Origin of the sequence: Roseomonas sp. KE2513, from assembly GCF_016107305.1 — a bacterium.
In the GTDB taxonomy this organism is placed as follows: Bacteria; Pseudomonadota; Alphaproteobacteria; order Acetobacterales; family Acetobacteraceae; genus Roseomonas.
Genome location: NZ_RCVR01000020.1, coordinates 35,192 through 52,510, shown reverse-complemented (window position 1 = coordinate 52,510; position 17,319 = coordinate 35,192). Strand labels below are relative to the sequence as shown.

General features: G+C 71.2%; 19 protein-coding genes. 11 read left to right on the top strand and 8 right to left on the bottom strand.

All coding sequences use genetic code 11. The annotated features are described in order from the left end of the window. The first annotated feature begins 33 nt into the window (after nt 1-33). The 3 genes from D9599_RS19100 to D9599_RS19090 are packed head-to-tail and all read left to right on the top strand — an operon-like array spanning nt 34 to nt 1,386. Complete coding sequence (locus tag D9599_RS19100) at nt 34-318, top strand: hypothetical protein (RefSeq protein WP_198382880.1); 285 nt, start codon at nt 34-36, stop codon at nt 316-318. A gap of 52 nt (nt 319-370) precedes the next feature. After that, entirely contained in the window at nt 371-931 is a 561-nt protein-coding gene (locus tag D9599_RS19095; protein WP_198382879.1) for an NUDIX domain-containing protein, read from the top strand. Next, nucleotides 928-1,386, top strand: a complete 459-nt coding sequence (locus tag D9599_RS19090; RefSeq protein ID WP_198382878.1) for a hypothetical protein — start codon at nt 928-930, stop codon at nt 1,384-1,386. The genes D9599_RS19095 and D9599_RS19090 overlap by 4 nt, the downstream gene beginning before the upstream one ends. Here D9599_RS19090 and D9599_RS19085 read toward each other — a convergent pair. The 6 genes from D9599_RS19085 to D9599_RS19060 all read right to left on the bottom strand — a co-directional run bounded on the left by D9599_RS19085 (nt 1,383) and on the right by D9599_RS19060 (nt 7,107). Next, entirely contained in the window at nt 1,383-2,186 is an 804-nt protein-coding gene (locus D9599_RS19085; protein WP_198382877.1) for a creatininase family protein, read from the bottom strand. The genes D9599_RS19090 and D9599_RS19085 overlap by 4 nt on opposite strands. Beyond that, nucleotides 2,186-3,208, bottom strand: a complete 1,023-nt coding sequence (gene ftsY / locus D9599_RS19080; protein ID WP_232480693.1) for a signal recognition particle-docking protein FtsY — start codon at nt 3,206-3,208, stop codon at nt 2,186-2,188. Before ftsY ends, D9599_RS19085 begins: the two co-directional genes overlap by 1 nt. 343 nt (nt 3,209-3,551) lie before the next feature. Then, on the bottom strand, nt 3,552-4,382 hold the full coding sequence (gene dapF, locus D9599_RS19075) for a diaminopimelate epimerase (RefSeq protein ID WP_198382875.1): 831 nt from the start codon (nt 4,380-4,382) through the stop codon (nt 3,552-3,554). Nucleotides 4,383-4,427: 45 nt separating this feature from the next. After that, the gene (locus D9599_RS19070; protein ID WP_198382874.1) at nt 4,428-4,967 is read right to left on the bottom strand and encodes a deaminase; all 540 of its coding nucleotides are present in this window, start codon (nt 4,965-4,967) and stop codon (nt 4,428-4,430) included. Next, entirely contained in the window at nt 4,964-6,364 is a 1,401-nt protein-coding gene (locus D9599_RS19065) for a bifunctional serine/threonine-protein kinase/universal stress protein (RefSeq protein WP_198382873.1), read from the bottom strand. The genes D9599_RS19070 and D9599_RS19065 overlap by 4 nt, the downstream gene beginning before the upstream one ends. A 5-nt stretch (nt 6,365-6,369) precedes the next feature. Continuing rightward, nucleotides 6,370-7,107: a metallophosphoesterase gene (locus D9599_RS19060; RefSeq protein WP_198382872.1), complete on the bottom strand. Its 738-nt coding sequence runs from the start codon at nt 7,105-7,107 to the stop codon at nt 6,370-6,372. A 226-nt stretch (nt 7,108-7,333) separates the two neighbouring features. On the opposite strand from D9599_RS19060, the gene rpmI reads away from it, so the two are divergent. From rpmI to D9599_RS19035, 5 genes are all read left to right on the top strand, one after another. Next, nucleotides 7,334-7,540, top strand: a complete 207-nt coding sequence (rpmI, locus tag D9599_RS19055) for a 50S ribosomal protein L35 (RefSeq protein ID WP_043836759.1) — start codon at nt 7,334-7,336, stop codon at nt 7,538-7,540. 18 nt (nt 7,541-7,558) lie between these two features. Further along, the gene (gene rplT / locus D9599_RS19050) at nt 7,559-7,942 is read left to right on the top strand and encodes a 50S ribosomal protein L20 (protein ID WP_043836756.1); all 384 of its coding nucleotides are present in this window, start codon (nt 7,559-7,561) and stop codon (nt 7,940-7,942) included. Between the two features lie 144 nt (nt 7,943-8,086). Then, nucleotides 8,087-9,169, top strand: coding sequence for a phenylalanine--tRNA ligase subunit alpha (pheS, locus tag D9599_RS19045; RefSeq protein ID WP_198382871.1), 1,083 nt, complete (start codon nt 8,087-8,089; stop codon nt 9,167-9,169). A gap of 17 nt (nt 9,170-9,186) precedes the next feature. Then, nucleotides 9,187-11,682, top strand: a complete 2,496-nt coding sequence (pheT, locus tag D9599_RS19040) for a phenylalanine--tRNA ligase subunit beta (RefSeq protein ID WP_198382870.1) — start codon at nt 9,187-9,189, stop codon at nt 11,680-11,682. A gap of 55 nt (nt 11,683-11,737) precedes the next feature. Then, nucleotides 11,738-12,316, top strand: a complete 579-nt coding sequence (locus D9599_RS19035) for a peroxidase-related enzyme (protein ID WP_198382869.1) — start codon at nt 11,738-11,740, stop codon at nt 12,314-12,316. Nucleotides 12,317-12,323: 7 nt separating this feature from the next. Here D9599_RS19035 and D9599_RS19030 read toward each other — a convergent pair whose 3' ends face one another. Further along, nucleotides 12,324-13,148, bottom strand: a complete 825-nt coding sequence (locus D9599_RS19030) for a siderophore-interacting protein (protein WP_198382868.1) — start codon at nt 13,146-13,148, stop codon at nt 12,324-12,326. Continuing rightward, on the bottom strand, nt 13,145-13,720 hold the full coding sequence (locus tag D9599_RS19025) for a PadR family transcriptional regulator (RefSeq protein WP_198382867.1): 576 nt from the start codon (nt 13,718-13,720) through the stop codon (nt 13,145-13,147). The genes D9599_RS19030 and D9599_RS19025 overlap by 4 nt, the downstream gene beginning before the upstream one ends. Nucleotides 13,721-13,878: 158 nt before the next feature. On the opposite strand from D9599_RS19025, the gene lepA reads away from it, so the two are divergent. The 3 genes from lepA to D9599_RS19010 all read left to right on the top strand — a co-directional run bounded on the left by lepA (nt 13,879) and on the right by D9599_RS19010 (nt 17,263). Beyond that, on the top strand, nt 13,879-15,684 hold the full coding sequence (gene lepA / locus D9599_RS19020) for a translation elongation factor 4 (protein ID WP_198382866.1): 1,806 nt from the start codon (nt 13,879-13,881) through the stop codon (nt 15,682-15,684). Between the two features lie 101 nt (nt 15,685-15,785). Beyond that, nucleotides 15,786-16,781: a tripartite tricarboxylate transporter substrate binding protein BugD gene (locus D9599_RS19015; protein ID WP_198382865.1), complete on the top strand. Its 996-nt coding sequence runs from the start codon at nt 15,786-15,788 to the stop codon at nt 16,779-16,781. 119 nt (nt 16,782-16,900) lie between these two features. Continuing rightward, nucleotides 16,901-17,263 carry a response regulator gene (locus D9599_RS19010; RefSeq protein WP_198382864.1) on the top strand — a complete coding sequence of 121 codons (363 nt, stop codon included), beginning with the start codon at nt 16,901-16,903 and terminating at the stop codon, nt 17,261-17,263. Nucleotides 17,264-17,319 lie beyond the last annotated feature (56 nt).

The window sequence follows — 17,319 nt, the reverse complement described above, 5'->3', positions numbered from 1 at the left end:
GAGTGTTAACGGACCTGCGGACGAGGCTGGGCCATGCTCATCCGCGCCACGGCTCCCCTCCCCCGCCGCCGGTTAAGGGAGGATTCACGACTTTCCGGCACCATCCTGCGCATGATCAGCAGCAATTCTCTCGCCGCCTTCACGCAGGATGTGTCCCGCGCCGCGGGCATCGGGGATGTGCGGCCGGTCCGCGCCACGCCCGCCCGCACGACGGAGGGCGCCGCCCAGGCCGCCCCGGCCCAGCGCCAGCTCGAGGCGGTGCCGCCGAAGCCAGCTTCGCCCCTGCCGCGCGGCTCGCTGCTCGACCTGCGCGTCTGAACCCTGGCAACAGGGGGTTGTGGCACCCCGGGGCGGGCGGCATGCTCGGCCAATGGCCGGGCAATTCGAACTCGTGCAGCATGACGGCGACGATCGCGAGCGCCTGACCTGCCGCGACTGCGGCTTCGTCGCCTACGAGAACCCGAAGATCGTCGTCGGCTCCGTTGTCGCGGCCGATGGCGGCGTGCTTCTCTGCCGCCGGGCCATCGAACCCCGCCGTGGTTTCTGGACCCTCCCCGCCGGATACCTCGAAATGCATGAGACGGTGGAGGAAGGCGCCCGGCGGGAGGCTTGGGAGGAAGCGCGGGCGCGGATCGCGCTCGAAGGGCTGCTCGCAGTCTACTCCATCGCGCGACTCGGGCAGGTGCAGCTCATGTACCGCGCCCGGCTGGCCGAGCCGGGCTTCTCCGCCGGGCCGGAAAGCCTCGATGTCCGGGTTTTCGCCTGGGATGAGATTCCCTGGGATGAAATCGCCTTCCCCACCGTCAGCTGGGCGTTGCATGCTTGGAAGGAGGGTGCCAGGCATCCCGGCCCCCCGGTGTTCAACCCGCCCGAGGACGCGCGCGGCACCCGCCCGCTGCCCGGAGCCGCCATGGTCGGAGGTACCGAATGATCGTCGGCCTCGCCCTATCCGCCCTCCTCATGGGAGCGCCCGCCACGCAGGCCCCCGCGGCCCGGCTGGTCCAGCTCGATCTGGCGCCGGTCCCCATCCTGGTGCAGGCCGAGCCCGCCCAGGCAACGCCGGCCACCCCCGCCCGGCGCCGCCCGGTGCGCCGCCGCGCCGCGCGGCGTGACCTGGCGCCGCCGGTGGTCGAGGCGCCGACGCTGCCGCCACGCCCGGCCACGCCGCAGGCGGAGATCGCGCCGATGCCCAACCGCTCCATCGTGGGGCCGCGCGCGCCGATCGAGCGCCAGGTGACCAGGCTTCGGCCCGACCTGATCGAGCCGCGCAGCCTGCCGGACAGCCGGCGGCAGGACGGGGGAAACAGCAGCTACACCGAGAAGCAGGACCGCCTCTTCCGCGACCCGGCGGCCGGGGCGCGGCTGGAGATCCCCTTCTCCTACTAGGACCCCGCCCTTTGGGCCCGGCCTTCCGTCCAGACATCGTCGGGCGTGGCCCAGAGGGCCGTGTCGCGCAGGCCGCGCGCCAGGGCCTCGGCGATGGCGGCCAGGATGCGCTCGCCCTTCTCCGGCGTCGCCGCGCGCGGGTCGCCTCGGACGCCGGTACCGGGGGCACGCTCGGCGAAGGACCAGAAGCGCTGGAAGGCGCTGCCGCCGACTGAGGGCCCACCGTTGGAGAGGGCGCCGGCGATCTTGTCCGTCCGCACTCCCTCGGGCTCGATCGCCATCCAGAGGCTCGTCTCGGCCTCGCAGGCGTGCTGGGTGCCGGGCTGGGTTTCGAGGATGCCCGCGATCGCGGCCGCGGCGGCCTGGTGGATGGTCACGGCCACGACAGGCATGCCCGTCTCCGCGCCAAGTTCGCGCGCAATAACCTGCAAGGGCTCGATGTTGCCGCCATGGGAGTTGGACAGCATCAGCTTGCGAAAGCCGCAGGCGCGGATGGAGCGGGCGACGCAGGCGATCACCGCCTGCATGGCGCGGAAGTCGAGGCTGATCGTGCCGCCGAAGGGCAGGTGATGCTCGCTGATGCCCTGCCACATCGGCGGCAGCACGATGGCGGGTGCATCCTCGGCCACCAGCTCGGCCGCCCGGATGGCGGCGGCGTGGCCGATGAGGCTGTCGGTCCAGACCGGCAGGTGCGGCCCGTGCTGCTCCAGCGCGGCCACCGGCAGGATCACGGTCGCCTCGCGCGTGGCCCATTCGGCGATCTCGGGGGCGGTCAGCCGCTCCCAGCGCACTTCCCTCATCAGGAGAGGCCCACCAGCGAGCGGGCGTAGTCGCGCGCCGCGAAGGGGCGAAGGTCCGCCGCCGTCTCGCCGACGCCGACGGCGTGGACCGGCAGGCCGAACTCCTCGGCCAGCGCTACGACCACCCCGCCCTTGGCAGAGCCGTCGAGCTTCGTCACGACCAATCCGGTCACGTCCACCATCTCGCGGAACACCTTGCACTGCTGCACGGCATTCTGGCCGGTGGTGGCGTCCAGCACCAGCAGCACGGCGTGCGGCACCTCCGCATCGAGCTTGCGGAGGACGCGAACGACTTTGCGCAGCTCCTCCATCAGCCCGGCCTTGTTGTGGAGGCGCCCCGCCGTGTCGATGAGGAGGATGTCGGCGCCCTCGGCGCGGGCGCGCTGCAGGGCCTCATGCGCAAGGCCGGCGGCGTCCGCGCCCTCCTTCACCGGGACGACCACGGTGCTGCCGGTGCGCTCGCCCCAGATTTGCAGCTGCTCGACGGCGGCGGCGCGGAAGGTATCGCCGGCGGCCATCATGACGCTGCGGCCCTCCGCGCGGAAATTCTGCGCCAGCTTGGCGATGGTCGTGGTTTTACCCGTGCCGTTCACGCCGACCACGAGCACGACATAGGGCTTGCGATCCCAATCGGGCTCGAAGGGCTGGGCGATGGGCCCGAGGATCTCAGCAATCTCCTCGGCCAGTGCGGCCTTCACCTCGTCCTCGCCCACCTCCTTGCCGAAGCGGGTACGGCGGAAGCCGGCTACGATGCGCTGGGCGGCGGGCAGGCCGAGATCGGCGGCAATAAGGGTTTCCTCCAGCTCCTCCAGCGCTTCGTCATCCAACCGGCGCTTGCGGAAGAGGCCAGTGAGGTTCTCGGTGAGGCGGGCGGTGGAGCGGGAGAGGCCCGCCTTAAGCCGCGCGAAGAAGCCACCGGTGGCAGGGGCCGGCGCGAGGGCTTCGGGCCCTTCCGGCAGCCTCTCCTCGACGATCTCCGGCTCCGGGCCTTCGATCGGCGGCTCCTCGGGGATGCCGGGCATGGCCGGGCGGGGCGCGCGGGGGAACTCGCCCTCCTCGGCCGGCAGGGGCGCAGGGGTAGGCGGCGTGAAGCCGGGAATGCCCGGCACGGGCGGGAGGAGGTGGCCGGGCAGCGCCGCGGTAATCGGCGGCGGGGAGGCCGGCGGGTCGCCGATCTCCGATTCGGGCTCCGGCACCTGGTCGGGCTCGTCGGGTTCCCGGACCGGCGGCGGCTCCTCTTCCGGCGGGGGTGGCGGCGGAGGGGGCTCGGGCTCCGTCGCCGGGGGTTTCTCGGGCTCGGTGACCAGGTTGACGAACCGGCCCCACAGGTCCTTCAGAGCCATCCCATCCTCCTCGCCGCGTGCCTCACGCCGGGAAGGCGTCCAGGTCGATCATGCCCGTGAATGCCGTGGCCGTGGGTCCGGCCATCAGCACATGCCCGTCATCGCGCCAGGCGATGCGCAGATCCCCGCCCGGCAGGGAAACCGTGGCCTCGCGCGCGAGCAGGCCGCGCCGCACCCCGTTGACCAGCGCGGCGCAGGCGCCGGAGCCGCAGGCGAGCGTCATCCCCGCGCCCCGCTCCCAGACGATCAGGCGCAGGTGGGTGGGGGCGAGAACCTGAGCGAAGCCGATGTTCGCGCGCTCTGGAAAGAGGGCGTCGTGCTCCAGCATCGGGCCCAGGCGAGGGATGTCCAGCGCGTCGAGGTCGGGTACGAAGAAAGTGGCGTGCGGGTTGCCCATCGAGAGGGCCGCCGGGTTGGCCGCGCTCCCGGCCGAAAGGGGTAGGTGCAGGGTGTCCAGCTCGCGAGCCAGCGGCACGTCGCGCCAGCCCAGGCGGGGAGCGCCCATGTCCACGCGGATGGTGCCGTCCAGCATGCGCTCGGCAGGAAGGTCTCCGAACAGGGTGCGGACCGTGGCAGACCCGAGGCCAGCGCCCTCCATCGCGAGTTCGGCCACGCAGCGCGTGGCGTTGCCGCAGGCGCCGGATTCGGAGCCGTCGGGGTTGCGAATCCGCATGAAGACATCCGCCCCCTCCCCGCCCGGCTCCATGACGATGAGTTGGTCGCAGCCGATGCCGCGGTGCCGGTCGGCGATGGCGGCAGCGCGTGCGGGCGTGATGGGCAGCGGCGCGGTACGGGCGTCCAGCACGACGAAGTCGTTGCCGAGACCGTGCATCTTGCGGAAGGGAGTGATCATCGCGAGGCCGATATAGGCGCGCGGGGGCCGTGCCGGAAGGCGCCGCTAGCCGGCGGGCGTGGGCGTTGGGTCGAGCGTGGCGGCGGCCCCGGCCTCCCCGGGCATCAGGGTGGCGAGGAGATCCGCGGGCACCGCGTCAAAGCGCAGCCCCGCCTCGACGAAAAGACGGGCGGAGATGTGCCCGCGTCGGTCCCATTCGGAGGTGGTGCCGTTGCGGGGTGGCGCCGCGACCACCCTGCGGACGCCCGCCTGGATGGAGAGCACCGCGCAGTGGTTGCAGACGGGCTTGCCGACGACATAGAGCGTGCAGCCCCGCGCCTCCCGCCCCGCGAAGAGAAGGGCGGACTGCTCGGCATGGACCATCATCTCGAGCTTGCGCGGTTTGTCCGAGAGGCGGTCCACGTCGTCCTCCACGCGGCTGGGAAAGCCGTTGAAGCCGGTGGCGACGATGCGGTTCAGCTCGGGCGCCACCAGCACGGCGCCGACCCGCCCGCGCGGATCCTTCGACCACTCCCGGATGTGGGCGGCCAGACCCAGGTAGCGCTTGTCCCAGCGGGACAAGGTGGTCTCGGCCTCCTGCGTCATGGCTGCGCCTCCCGTGCGCGGACGACAGTGACACTGCACGGCGCCCTCGCCGCGACCTCGCCGGAGACGGAGCCGAGCATCGTCCGCATCATCGAATTCGCCCGCGCACCCATCACGATGTGGTCCACCCCGTTCGCCTCAGCGTATTCCAGCAGCGGCGCGGCGGCGCCGGAACCCCCCAGCACGTGGAAGGTGATGCGGCCCTCCTCCAGGCCCAGGGGCGCGGCCCAGTGGCGCAGCTCCACTAGGCGCTGCACGCGGGTGGAGCGGCCGCGGTTATCCTGCAGGGGATCGCTGGCGAGATAGCCGTCCAGCAGCACGTTCACGCAGGCCACCCGCGCGCCCGGCAGGGAGCGGAGGACGTTGCCGACGCTCGCGCGCAGGGCCTCGGCCAGGGGGGCGGTCTGCTCCCGCAGGTCCACCGCCACGACAACGACGGGCGCCGCATGGGCGGTGGCGGCCGGGCGGCCCTGGCGGGGGGAGCGGTCCTGGTTCACCCGCCGCTCCAGCACCTTCAGCCAGCCGTCGCGCCGCTTTTTCCCGGCACGGGCGGTGAGGCGCACGGCCTCCGGGTGGTTCAGGTCGAAGGCGAGCTGCGCGGCGGTGGGGTGGCGGCGGGCGGGATCGACCTCAAGGCAGCGGAGGATCACCTCCTGCAGCCAGGGCGGACATTCCGGGCGCAGCCGCCGGGGCGGCACGGCATCGCGCCAGAGGCGCCGCCGCACCCCACCGATATGCTGCGGGTCCCCGAAGGGCAGCGCGCCCGTGGTGAACTGGTAGAGCAGCACGCCGAGCGCGAAGAGGTCGCTCCGCGGGTCATTCCGCTGGCCCATTGCCTGCTCCGGCGCCATGTAAGGGGCGGTGCCGTAGGGGATGCGGAACTCCTCCTCGATGAGGTCTGGCAGGCGACCGTGGTGGGAAAGGCCGAAATCGACCAGCACCGCCTCGGCGGCCGGCGTGTCGCGGAAGAGGATGTTCGCCGGCTTCACGTCGAGGTGCGAGACGCGCTGGCGGTGCAGTTCGGAAAGCGCGACGGCCACCTTGGCGCCGATCTGGGCCACCTCATCCACTGGAAGCGGCAGTTCGCGCAGGCGGAGGAGGAGGGAGGGGCCGGGGATGCGCTCCATAACGAGATAGGGCTGCCGCTCGAAGCCTGCGGCGGCGACGAAGCGCGGCACATGCGGGCCGGTGAGGCGTGGCAGGATCATCTGCTCCATCTCGAAGGAGACGATCTGCGCGGGGTCGCCGCCCTCCAAGTGCGGCAGCTTCATCAGCAGTGGGATGGCGTGGCCGGGATGGCTCGCCTCGAAGATGGAGGCCATGCCGCCCTGGTGGATGGGGCGGCCGAGGATGAAACCGTCGATCTCATCGCCCTGGTGCGGGCGCCGCGGGGACATGCGGCTCAGTCTCCGGTGAAGAGGCGGGTGGCGAGGCTTTCAGGCAGCCCGGCGCGGCGGATCTTCTCGGCCGCGGCCTCCACGTCGTAGGGCACGCGCATCCAGCGCATCTCGTTCGTGTCGGGGTCCAGCAGGGCGTAGCCGGCGGCGGGGTTGCCGTCCCGCGGCTGGCCGACGGCGCCGACCACGGCCAGCCAGCGGCGTGGGCGGGAGAGGGGCACGGGCATTCCGGGCGTGGGGATGAAGGCCGTGCACTTTTCGGCGGCGGTCAGGCCGAACAGGCGGGGGACATGGACGTGGCCGCAGACCGTCACGCGGGCCGGGGTGCCCTCGAAGCTGCGGCGGGCCTCCAGCGGACCAGTGACGTAGCGCCAGCCCGCAGGGTCCGAGGCATCGGCATGGACGAAGAGCCGGTCCTCGTCGGCGTACTCCAGCGGCAGGGTCTTCAGGAACGCTCCGGCGTCGGGGCTGAGCTGGGCGCGCGTCCAGTCCATGGCGGCGGCGGCGCGGCCGTTCATGCGGGCGCTGCGCTGGAATACGGCCTGGTCGTGGTTGCCGAGGATGGCGACGGCGCCGTGGGCGATGCGGTCCATCACGGTGCGGAGACACCAGGCGGGATCGGCGCCGTAGCCGACGATGTCGCCGAGGAAGACGAAGCGGGCCGCGCCCGCGCTGTCGGCGTGGGCGAGGCAGGCCGAGAGGGCCTCACGGTTGGCATGGATGTCGGAGAGGATGGCGATCATCGCGCTCCATCATCGCGCGGAGCGGGGGCGGACGCCAGGAGCGGGCGGATCGCCGCCCCGCCCTTGCCCCTGGTCCTTCATTACCCTATACGCCCGCTCTCTACGCGCCCCGGGCCTCGATGGGCTGCCCGGCCGTGGATCCGGCCCCCGCCGCATGGTGCGGCCCGCCCCGCAAGGAGGCGGCGCAAGGTGGGGCCGTCCCATCCCCCACCTGAGGAGGACCGAAATGCCCAAGATGAAGACGACGTCTTCGGCCAAGAAGCGCTTCAAGATCACGGCCACCGGCAAGGTTCTCGCCGGCCCGGGCAAGAAGCGCCACAACCTCTCCGCCCGCTCGCAGAAGGTGAAGCGCCAGAACCGCGGCAACCAGGTCCTGCGCGACCAGGACGCGAAGACGGTGATGACCTGGCTGCCCTACGGCCTGCCCCGGTAAGCGAGAGGGAGATCAGCAATGGCTCGTGTTAAGCGCGGCGTAACCGCCCACGCCCGTCACAAGAAGGTCCTCAAGCTCGCCAAGGGCTATGTCGGCCGTTCCTCCACCGCCTTCCGCCCCGCGCTCGAGCGCGTCGAGAAGGCGCTGCAGTATGCCTACCGCGACCGCCGCAACAAGAAGCGCGAGTTCCGCGGGCTGTGGATCCAGCGCATCAACGCGGCCTGCCGCGAGAACGGGATCGTCTATTCCCGCTTCATCGCCGGGCTGAAGGCCGCCGGGATCGAGCTGGACCGCAAGGTGATGGCCACCATCGCCTATGACGACCCCACCTCCTTCGCCGCACTGGTGGAGAAGGCCAAGGGCGCCCTCCCCGCCCAGGCCCAGGCTCAGGCCGCGGAGTAAGCCGAGGCGGAGGTCCCCCGGGACCTCCGGCAGATAGTCGCCGGGGCCGCGCTGGCCGGGATATTCCCCGGCGGCGCGGCCCTTGGCATATGGGGCCCCCGCCGGCGCGGCCGATCCGTGCCGCCATCAGGATCAGGTTCGGGAATGGCTGACGACCTCGACATGCTGCGCGCCGATATCGAGGCCGCTATGGCCGGTGCGGAGGACCTGCGGGCGCTGGACGCCGTGCGCGTGGCCGCGCTGGGCAAGAGCGGGCAGGTGACGGCGCTGCTGAAGGGCCTGGGCGCCCTGCCGCCGGACGAGCGCCGCGCGCGCGGGGCCGAGGTGAACGTGCTCAAGGGCGAGATCGAGCGCGCCCTCGAGAACCGCCGCGTGACGCTGGAAGCCTTCGCGCTCGACGCGCGGCTGGCGGCGGAGCGGCTGGACGTTTCCCTGCCCCCGCGCCCCACTCCGCCCGTGGGGCCCGAGGCCGGCAGCATCCATCCGATCTCCCGCACCATGGAGGAGCTGATCGCCCTGTTTGGCGCCATGGGCTTTGCGGTGGCGGAGGGGCCGGACATCGAGGGCGACTGGCACAACTTCTCTGCCCTCAACATTCCCGACCATCACCCGGCGCGGCAGGACCACGACACCTTCTACCTGACCGCGCCCGCGGGTGGCCGGCGGCCCGTGCTGCGCACGCACACCAGCCCGGTGCAGATCCGCACGATGCTCTCGCAGGAGCCGCCGATCTGCGTGATCGTGCCCGGCCGCACCTGGCGCGCGGACCATGACGCCACGCACTCCCCGATGTTCCATCAGGTGGAGGGGCTGGTGATCGGCCGCGACATTCATATGGGCCACCTAAAGGGCACGCTGGTCGATTTCCTGCGCGCCTTCTTCGGCATCGCGGACCTGCCGGTGCGCTTCCGCTCCTCCTACTTCCCTTTCACCGAGCCCTCGATGGAGGTCGATATCGGTTGGAGCCGGAAGACCGGGGAGCTGGGAAGTGGCGGCGACTGGCTGGAGATCCTCGGCAGCGGCATGGTGCATCCCAAGGTGCTGGCCAATGCGGGTATCGACCCGCGCGCGTGGCAGGGCTTCGCCTTCGGCATGGGGATCGAGCGGATCACCATGCTCAAGCACGGCATCCCGGACCTGCGGCCCTTCTACGAGGCCGACCTCCGCTGGCTGCGCCACTACGCGACCAGCCCGCTCTCCCCCTTCACCCTGCACGACGCATCCTGAGAGGGGCGGCCTGAACCATGAAGTTCACCCTCTCCTGGCTGCGCGACCATCTCGACACCGACGCGCCGCTCGAGCGCATCTTGGCGACGCTCAACACCATCGGACTTGAAGTGGAAGGCGTGGAGGACCGCGCGGCGGCCCTCGCGCCCTTCCGCATCGCCTATGTGGTGGAGGCCGTGCAGCATCCGAACGCCGACCGGCTGCGCGCGCTGAAGGTGGATATCGGCGACGGCACCATCCGCTCCGTTGTCTGCGGCGCGCCGAACGCTCGCACGGGGATGAAGGCCGTGGCCGCGCTTCCAGGTGCCTTCGTGCCGGGCACGGGCATCACGCTGAAGGCCGGCGAGATCCGCGGCGTGAAGAGCGAGGCGATGCTGCTCTCCTCCCGCGAAATGGGGCTGGGGGACGACCACAGCGGCATCGTGGACCTGCCGGAGGACGCGCCCGTCGGCGCCTCCTACGCGGAGTACGCGAAGCTCGGCGATCCCGTGATCGAGATCAGCGTGACGCCGAACCGCGGCGATGCGCTGGCGGTCCGCGGGGTTGCGCGCGATCTGGCGGCGGCTGGGATCGGCACGCTCAAGCCCTGGACCCCCGCGCCCGTCGCGCCCGCCTACCCGACGCCGCTGGAATGGGTGATCGACGATCCCCGCGCCTGTATCCAGGTGCTCGGGCGCGCGGTGCGGGGCGTGACGAATGGTCCCTCCCCCCAGTGGATGCAGGACCGGCTGGCGGCGATCGGGCTGCGGCCGATCAATGCGCTGGTGGACGTGACGAACTTCTTCACCTTCGATCTTGGCCGCCCGCTGCACGTCTTCGACGTGGCGAAGGTGCGCGGGAAGACGCTGACGATGCGCCTCGGCCGCGAGGGCGACGAGTACCTCGCGCTGAACGGCAAGACCTATCGCCCGACGCCCGAGGATATTGTCATCGCCGACGAGGCGGGGGTTGAGAGCCTCGCCGCCATCGTCGGTGGCGAGACGACGGGCTGCGACGAGACGACGCGCGAGGTCTTCATCGAGTGCGCGCTGTTCGACCCCGTGCGGATCGCCCTTACCGGCCGCCGCCATCAGGTCCACAGCGACGCCCGCGCGCGGAACGAGCGCGGCCTGGACCCCGCCGCCCAGCGCGCGATGCTCGAAGCCGCGACGCGGATGATCATCGATCTCTGCGGCGGTGAGGCGAGCACCATCTCCGAGGCCGGCGCCGAGCCCGTCTGGCAGCGCGAGGCGACGCTGCGTTTCGAGCGCATCGCCGGCCTGGGCGGTTCCTCCATCGGGCCGGACAAGGCCGTGGCGTCGCTCCAGGCGCTCGGCTTCGGCGTGACGGCGCGCGACGATGTCTCGGTCACGGTCTCCGTTCCCTCATGGAGAAACGACATCGCCTCCTCCCGCTCCGCCTATCGCGCGGGCGGCACGGAGCTGGCGCAGGAGCCGGGGCTGGACCCCGCCCGCGCGGCCGCCGCGGCCGAGGGCGCGGAGGCGATCGAGGCGGAGTGCGACCTGCTGGAGGAGGTGCTGCGGCTGGAAGGGCTGGACGCCATTCCCTCCGTCTCCCTGCCGGTGGCGAGCGCCCTTCCCCTGCCCTCCCTCACCCCGCGCCAGTCGCGCGCGGGCGTTGCGCGACGGCTGCTCGCCGCCCGCGGGCTAGCGGAATCGGTGACCTACGGCTTCACCGCCCGCGCCACTGCCGCCCTCTTCGGCGAGGTGCCGGAAGCGCTGCGGGTAGAAAACCCGATCGCTGCGGACCTCGACCAGATGCGGCCCACCCCGGTCGCGACGCTGCTGCAAGCGGCTGGGCGAAACCTCGCGCGAGGCATTCCGGACGTGGCGCTCTTCGAGATCGGCGCCTCCTACGTCTCGCCGGCGCCGGAGGGGCAGCTCGCCACGGCCGCCGGCGTCCGGGTGGGGCACACGCCGCGCCACCCGCTTGAACCCTCCCGCGCTGTGGATGCTTTGGACGCGAAGGGCGACGCCCTGGCCGTGCTTCTCACCCTCGGCCTTTCACCTGCCGCGCTGACGGTGACGACCGACGCGCCCGGCTTCTATCACCCCGGCCGCTCCGGCGTGCTGCGGAGCGGACCGAAGCTGCCGCTGGCGCGCTTCGGAGAGCTGCACCCCCGCGTGCTCTCGGCGCTCGGCATCGACGGGCCGGCGGTCGCCTTCGAGGTGCTGCTGGATTCGATCCCCGAGCCGAAGCGGCGGAAGAAGGCCGCGCCCGAGCTGCCGGCCTTCCAGCCAGTGCGGCGTGACCTCGCCTTCCTCGCGGATGCGACCACACCCGCCGACAACCTTCTTCGCGCCGCGCGCGGGGCGGAGCGGGCGCTGATCGCGGAGGTCTCACTCTTCGACCGCTACGCCGGGGACCGGCTGCCGGAGGGCAAGGTCTCGCTGGCATTGGAGGTGGTGCTTCAACCGCGCGAGCGCACGCTGACGGATGCGGAGATCGAGGCCGCCATCGTCAAGGTGGTCGCGGCCGTCACGAAGGCGACGGGGGCGACGCTGCGGGGCTAAGCGGCCCGTGCTAACCCTCCTGGGCGCGCCTGCCGGCGCCCAGGAGGAACCGATCATGGCGCAGGACGCCCCCCGCCCCTTCCGCTACCCCGTGCCCGAGCTGGGCACCCTGCCCGAGGACATCCGAGAACGGATCCTGGCCGTGCAGGAGAAGGCGGGCTTCGTGCCCAACGTCTTCCTCCTCCTCGCCCGCCGGCCGGCGGAGTTCCGCGCCTTCGTCGCCTATCACGACGCCCTCATGGAGAAGCGCGAGGGGCTGACGGCGGCGGAACGGGAGATGATCGTCGTCGCGATCTCGGCCGCGCATTCCTGCCAGTACTGCGTGGTGGCGCACGGCGCGATCCTGCGGGTGCGGGCGAAGGACCCGGTCATAGCGGACCTCGTCGCGACGAACTACCGTAAGGCAGGGCTGCCGCCGCGCCAACGCGCGATGCTGGACTACGCGCTGAAGGTCGCGACCGCCTCCCACCTGGTGGGGGACGACGACCACGCGGCGCTGGCCGCGGCCGGCTTCACCGAGGACGAGGCCTGGGACATCGGCGCCATCGCCGCCTTCTTCTCCATGTCCAACCGGCTGGCCAACGCGACGGACCTGCGGCCCAACGCCGAGTTCCACATGCTCGGGCGGCGGTAGCGGTCCCTCAGTCGCCGACCACCTCGTGCGCGGCCACGGCGCCCCGGCGCCAGTAGCCGGCGGCCTTCACCCGCTCCTTCGCTAGGCCGTGCTGCTCGGTCAGGACACGCCGCAGCCGGCGCGCCACCTCCGACTCGCAGGCCACCCAGGCGTGCCCCTCGCCGGGCGGGATCGCAAGGGCGGAGAGAGCGGCTTCGAGGCGCTCGGCCTCGCCTGCCGGGGCGCCGTTCCGCTCTAGCCACTGGATCTCAAGGCCGGGGCGGGCGGGCAGGTCCTGGCGCTCGGCGGCGTCGGCCACCTCGATCACGGCCATCACGCGGGCGGCGGCGGGCAGTTCCTCCAGACGGCGGCCGATGGCGGGCAGCGCGGTCTCGTCCCCGGCAAGGATGTACCAGTCGAGGTCGTCCGGCAGGATGAAGGAGCCGCGCGGGCCGCCCACGCCGAGCTTCGCGCCCAGGCGGGCCGCGGCGGCCCATTCGGTCGCCGGCCCCTCGGCGTGCAGGGCGAAGTCGATCGCCAGCTCGCCGCGCTCGGGATCGTGGCGGCGGGGGGTGTAGTCCCGCGCGGGCGAGCGCGGCGCCCCTTCCGCGAAGACCGGGCCGTTGGGGCCCATGACCGGCATGCTCGGCTCTTCCTGCCCCGGGATGGGGAAGAAGAGCTTCATGTGGTCGTCGAAAGAGGGGCTGTGGAAGCCGTCCAGGTCCGACCCGCCGAGGGTGACGCGGACCATGCGCGGGGTGACGTGCTCCACGCGCCGCACCTCCAGCACCCGGCGGCGCAGCTCGTGGCGGACGCGGCGGCCCAGCCGGGCCTCGGGGATCGCGTCGGTCATACCCGCTCCACCTCCACCGCCGCCTGGTCGATGAGGGAGACGATGCGGCGAAGCTGCTCCTCCGAGAGCGCGCCGCGGGAGAGGCGGAGGCGGAGCGCCATCTTGAGGTTGTGCATGGCCCGCACCGCCTGGAGGGCGGAGCCGTCAGCCCGTCCGCCGCCGGCCGCGTCCATGCGGGCGAAGAGGGCGTCGGCCTCGGCCTTGCTCTCGGCCAGCACGCGCTCGCCCTCGGGCGTCACGGCGTAGAGCTTGCGGCCGCCCTCGGTGCTGGCGACGGCGATCTGGCCGAGTTCCTCCAGCAGGGTGAGGGTCGGGTAGACCACGCCGGGGCTCGGAGAATAGGCGCCGGAGAGCCGCTCCTCGATGGCCTTGATCAGCTCGTAGCCGTGGCGGGGGCGCTCGGCGATCAGCCGCAGGATGACGAGGCGAAGGTCGCCGGTCTCGAAGAAGCGGCCGCCATGGCGGCCGCGGCGGTGGTGGCCGTGGTGCTCGTGGTGGCGGCCGTGAAACGGCCCGTCGCGGTGGAAGCGGCGGCCTGGATCCCAGGAGCCGCGAAGAAAGCGAGGGAACATGGCAGTCTCCGACTGTGTTTAGATATATCTAAACCTATATCGAAGCAGGATCGCGGATTGCAAGAGGAAAGGCAGTGCTTGGTCCCGGGGCCCGGCTGGCTTATCTGAGGCCCGAACGTGCGGGCCGACCGCGCCTCCCCCGCCGCCACCGGAACCACATGCCCGACACGCCGCTCGACCGTATCCGCAACTTCTCGATCATCGCGCATATCGACCACGGGAAATCCACGCTCGCCGACCGCCTGATCCAGCTCACCGGGGGCCTCTCCGCCCGCGAGATGACGGAGCAGGTGCTCGACAACATGGAGATCGAGAAAGAGCGTGGGATCACCATCAAGGCGCAGACCGTCCGCCTGGATTACCGGGCGAAGGATGGGCTGGATTACGTCCTGAACCTCATGGACACGCCAGGCCACGTGGACTTCGCTTACGAGGTCTCCCGGTCCCTCGCCGCCTGCGAGGGCAGCCTTCTGGTCGTGGACGCCTCCCAGGGTGTGGAGGCACAGACGCTTGCGAACGTGTACCAGGCGCTGGACGCGGGGCACGAGATCGTCCCCATCCTGAACAAGGTGGATCTGCCGGCGGCGGAGCCCGATCGGGTGAAGCAGCAGATCGAGGACGTGATCGGCCTGCCGGCGGACGACGCCGTGATGATCTCCGCCAAGACCGGGTTGAACATCGAGGGCGTGCTCGAGGCCATCGTCACCCGCCTGCCCCCGCCGAAGGGCGACGCGGAGGCGCCGACCCAGGCTCTGCTGGTGGACAGCTGGTACGACCCCTATCTCGGCGTCGTCATTCTCGTGCGGGTGAAGGAGGGGCGGCTCCGAAAGGGGCAGAAGATCCGCATGATGGCGGCGGGCTCCACCCATGTCGTCGAGCAGGTCGGTGTCTTCCGGCCGAAGATGCAGCAGGTCGAATCGCTCGGGCCCGGCGAGATGGGCTACATCAATGCTGCGATCAAAACCGTCGCGGACACCAATGTCGGCGACACCATTACCGACGACCGCCGCCCTGCGGCCGAGCCGCTGGCGGGCTTCAAGCCCTCCATCCCCGTGGTCTGGTGCGGCCTCTACCCCGTCGATGCTGACGACTTCGAGAAGCTGCGGGACAGCCTGGCGAAGCTGCGCCTGAATGACAGCTCCTTCCACTTCGAGGCGGAGAGCTCGGCGGCGCTGGGGTTTGGCTACCGCTGCGGCTTCCTCGGCCTGCTGCACCTCGAAATCATTCAGGAGCGCCTGTCGCGCGAGTTCGACCTCGACCTGATCGCGACGGCCCCCTCGGTCGTCTACAAGATGCGGATGAACAACGGGGCTGAGCGGGAGCTGCACAATCCCGCGGACATGCCCGACCCGACGCTCATCGACAGCATCCAGGAGCCCTGGATCAAGGCGACGATCTTCGTGCCCGACGAGTACCTGGGCAACATCCTGACGCTGTGCAGCGAGCGACGCGGGCAGCAGGTGGAGCTGACCTATGTCGGCACCCGCGCCATGGCCGTGTACCGCTTGCCGCTGAACGAGGTGGTCTTCGACTTCTACGACCGGCTGAAGTCGATCTCCCGCGGCTACGCCTCCTTCGACTACCAGATGGACGGTTACGAGGAGGGCGATCTCGTGAAGATCAGCATCCTCGTGAACAACGAGCCGGTGGACGCCCTTTCCTTCATGGCGCACCGCAGCCAGGCCGAGCGGCGCGGGCGTTCCATCTGTGAGAAGCTGAAGGACCTGATCCCCCGCCAGCTCTTCAAGATTCCCATCCAGGCGGCGATCGGCGGGCGCGTCATCGCGCGCGAGACGATCGGCGCCATGTCGAAGGACGTGACCGCCAAGTGCTACGGCGGCGACATCTCCCGCAAGCGCAAGCTCCTCGACAAGCAGAAGGAGGGCAAGAAGCGCATGCGGCAGTTCGGCAAGGTGGAGATCCCGCAGAGCGCCTTTATCGCCGCGCTGAAGATGGATTCCTGAGCGCTTCCGGGGAACCTCGATGTAGGCTTGACAGGGCGGTCGCATATCTGCGACCGCCCCGTTATCTTTCCTGCCTGCAATAAAGAGGGAACACCGGGTTCATGAATCAGCTGACGCGCCGCCACACCCTGGCACTCGCCGCCGCCCTCGGCTCGACCGCCCTGCTTCCGGGCCTCGCCAGCGCCCAGGCGGGCTATCCTAACCGGCCGGTCAGCATCATCGTTCCGTTCGCGGCCGGCGGCCCGACCGACGTGGTGACGCGCCTCGTGGCGGAGCTCATGTCCCGCGACCTCGGCCAGCCCGTGGTGGTCGAGAATGTCGGCGGCGCCGGCGGCACGCTCGGCGCCCAGCGCGTCGCCCAGGCGCGGCCGGACGGCTACACCCTGCTGCTGCATCATATCGGCATGGGCACCACGCCCACGCTCTACCGCCGCCTCGCCTATGACCCCGTGAACGGCTTCGAGACGATCGGCCTCGTCACCGAGGTGCCGATGACGATCATCGCGAAGAAGGACTTCCCCGCCGCCAACCTCGCCGAGATGGTCCGGGTGATCCGCGAGCAGAAGCAGAGCATCAATCTCGCCAATGCCGGGGTGGGCGCCGCCTCGCACCTGTGCGGCCTGCTGCTCCAGTCGGCGGTGCAGACCCAGGTGACGACCGTGCCCTATCGCGGCACCGGCCCGGCCATGACCGACCTCATCGGCGGCACGGTGGACCTGATGTGCGACCAGACCACCAACACGACGCAGCAGATCCGCTCCGGCGCGGTGCGCGCCTACGCCGTCACCACCAACGAGCGCAACGCCGCCCTGCCGGACTTGCCGACGGCGGCCGAGGCGGGGCTGCCGGGTTTCGAGGTTTCGGTCTGGCACGGTCTCTATGCCCCGAAGGGCACGGACGCCGCCATCCTGAACCGTCTTTCCCGCTCTCTGCAGGGGGCGTTGCGGGACGAGCGGCTCGTCGCCCGCTTCGCCGAGCTGGGCACCGCCCCGGTGAGCCAGGAGCGCGCGACGCCGGAGGCCCACCGCGCCTACTGGCAGGCCGACATCGCCAAGTGGCGGCCGATCATCCAGGCGGCTGGGCAATACGCGGACTGAACCTTCCGTTATCCCCCTCGGGCACCTTCCTCGCCGCTCTTGACAGGGGGGCGCCCTGAGGTCACGCCGATGCCTGCACCGCGTTCTGCGCGGAAGTGCAACCGACGGAGACTGTCTGAATGGCGAGCCTGACCGGACGACGGGTCCTGGTTGTTGAGGACGAGACGCTGGTTGCCATGCTGGTCGAGGATACGCTCGCCGATGCAGGCGTCGTGGTGCTCGGTCCCGTCGCGACCGTGGCTGAGGCCCTGTCCATGCTGGAGCAGGACCGGCCGGATTTGGCGGTGCTGGACCTGAACCTGGCGGGCGAGACCTCGGAGCCGGTGGCCGACGCCCTGTTGCGCATGGAGGTGCCCTTCGTGGTGGCCTCTGGCTACGGCGCGGCGGGCCTGCCGCAACGGCTGGCGGGCATCCCGGTCCTGGCCAAGCCCTACGCGCCCGAGGACCTGACCGCCGCGCTGGCGCGCCTGCCCGGGGCCTGAGTTCCGGTAGGGAGGCCGCCGCTGGCCCGCGGCCCGCGGCTTGCTAAACTTCGGGG

Bases quoted from the DNA above. Each gene is read 5' to 3' on its own strand.
- D9599_RS19085 (WP_198382877.1), bottom strand. From the start codon at position 2,186: ATGAGGGAAGTGCGCTGGGAGCGGCTGACCGCCCCCGAGATCGCCGAA.
- D9599_RS19065 (WP_198382873.1), bottom strand. From the start codon at position 6,364: ATGTCCCCGCGGCGCCCGCACCAGGGCGATGAGATCGACGGTTTCATC.
- lepA (WP_198382866.1), top strand. From the start codon at position 13,879: ATGCCCGACACGCCGCTCGACCGTATCCGCAACTTCTCGATCATCGCG.
- D9599_RS19030 (WP_198382868.1), bottom strand. From the start codon at position 13,148: ATGACCGACGCGATCCCCGAGGCCCGGCTGGGCCGCCGCGTCCGCCAC.
- pheS (WP_198382871.1), top strand. From the start codon at position 8,087: ATGGCTGACGACCTCGACATGCTGCGCGCCGATATCGAGGCCGCTATG.
- rplT (WP_043836756.1), top strand. From the start codon at position 7,559: ATGGCTCGTGTTAAGCGCGGCGTAACCGCCCACGCCCGTCACAAGAAG.
- D9599_RS19060 (WP_198382872.1), bottom strand. From the start codon at position 7,107: ATGATCGCCATCCTCTCCGACATCCATGCCAACCGTGAGGCCCTCTCG.
- D9599_RS19035 (WP_198382869.1), top strand. From the start codon at position 11,738: ATGGCGCAGGACGCCCCCCGCCCCTTCCGCTACCCCGTGCCCGAGCTG.
- dapF (WP_198382875.1), bottom strand. From the start codon at position 4,382: ATGATCACTCCCTTCCGCAAGATGCACGGTCTCGGCAACGACTTCGTC.
- D9599_RS19070 (WP_198382874.1), bottom strand. From the start codon at position 4,967: ATGACGCAGGAGGCCGAGACCACCTTGTCCCGCTGGGACAAGCGCTAC.
- rpmI (WP_043836759.1), top strand. From the start codon at position 7,334: ATGCCCAAGATGAAGACGACGTCTTCGGCCAAGAAGCGCTTCAAGATC.
- D9599_RS19015 (WP_198382865.1), top strand. From the start codon at position 15,786: ATGAATCAGCTGACGCGCCGCCACACCCTGGCACTCGCCGCCGCCCTC.
- D9599_RS19090 (WP_198382878.1), top strand. From the start codon at position 928: ATGATCGTCGGCCTCGCCCTATCCGCCCTCCTCATGGGAGCGCCCGCC.
- D9599_RS19025 (WP_198382867.1), bottom strand. From the start codon at position 13,720: ATGTTCCCTCGCTTTCTTCGCGGCTCCTGGGATCCAGGCCGCCGCTTC.
- D9599_RS19010 (WP_198382864.1), top strand. From the start codon at position 16,901: ATGGCGAGCCTGACCGGACGACGGGTCCTGGTTGTTGAGGACGAGACG.
- ftsY (WP_232480693.1), bottom strand. From the start codon at position 3,208: ATGCCCGGCATCCCCGAGGAGCCGCCGATCGAAGGCCCGGAGCCGGAG.
- D9599_RS19095 (WP_198382879.1), top strand. From the start codon at position 371: ATGGCCGGGCAATTCGAACTCGTGCAGCATGACGGCGACGATCGCGAG.
- D9599_RS19100 (WP_198382880.1), top strand. From the start codon at position 34: ATGCTCATCCGCGCCACGGCTCCCCTCCCCCGCCGCCGGTTAAGGGAG.
- pheT (WP_198382870.1), top strand. From the start codon at position 9,187: ATGAAGTTCACCCTCTCCTGGCTGCGCGACCATCTCGACACCGACGCG.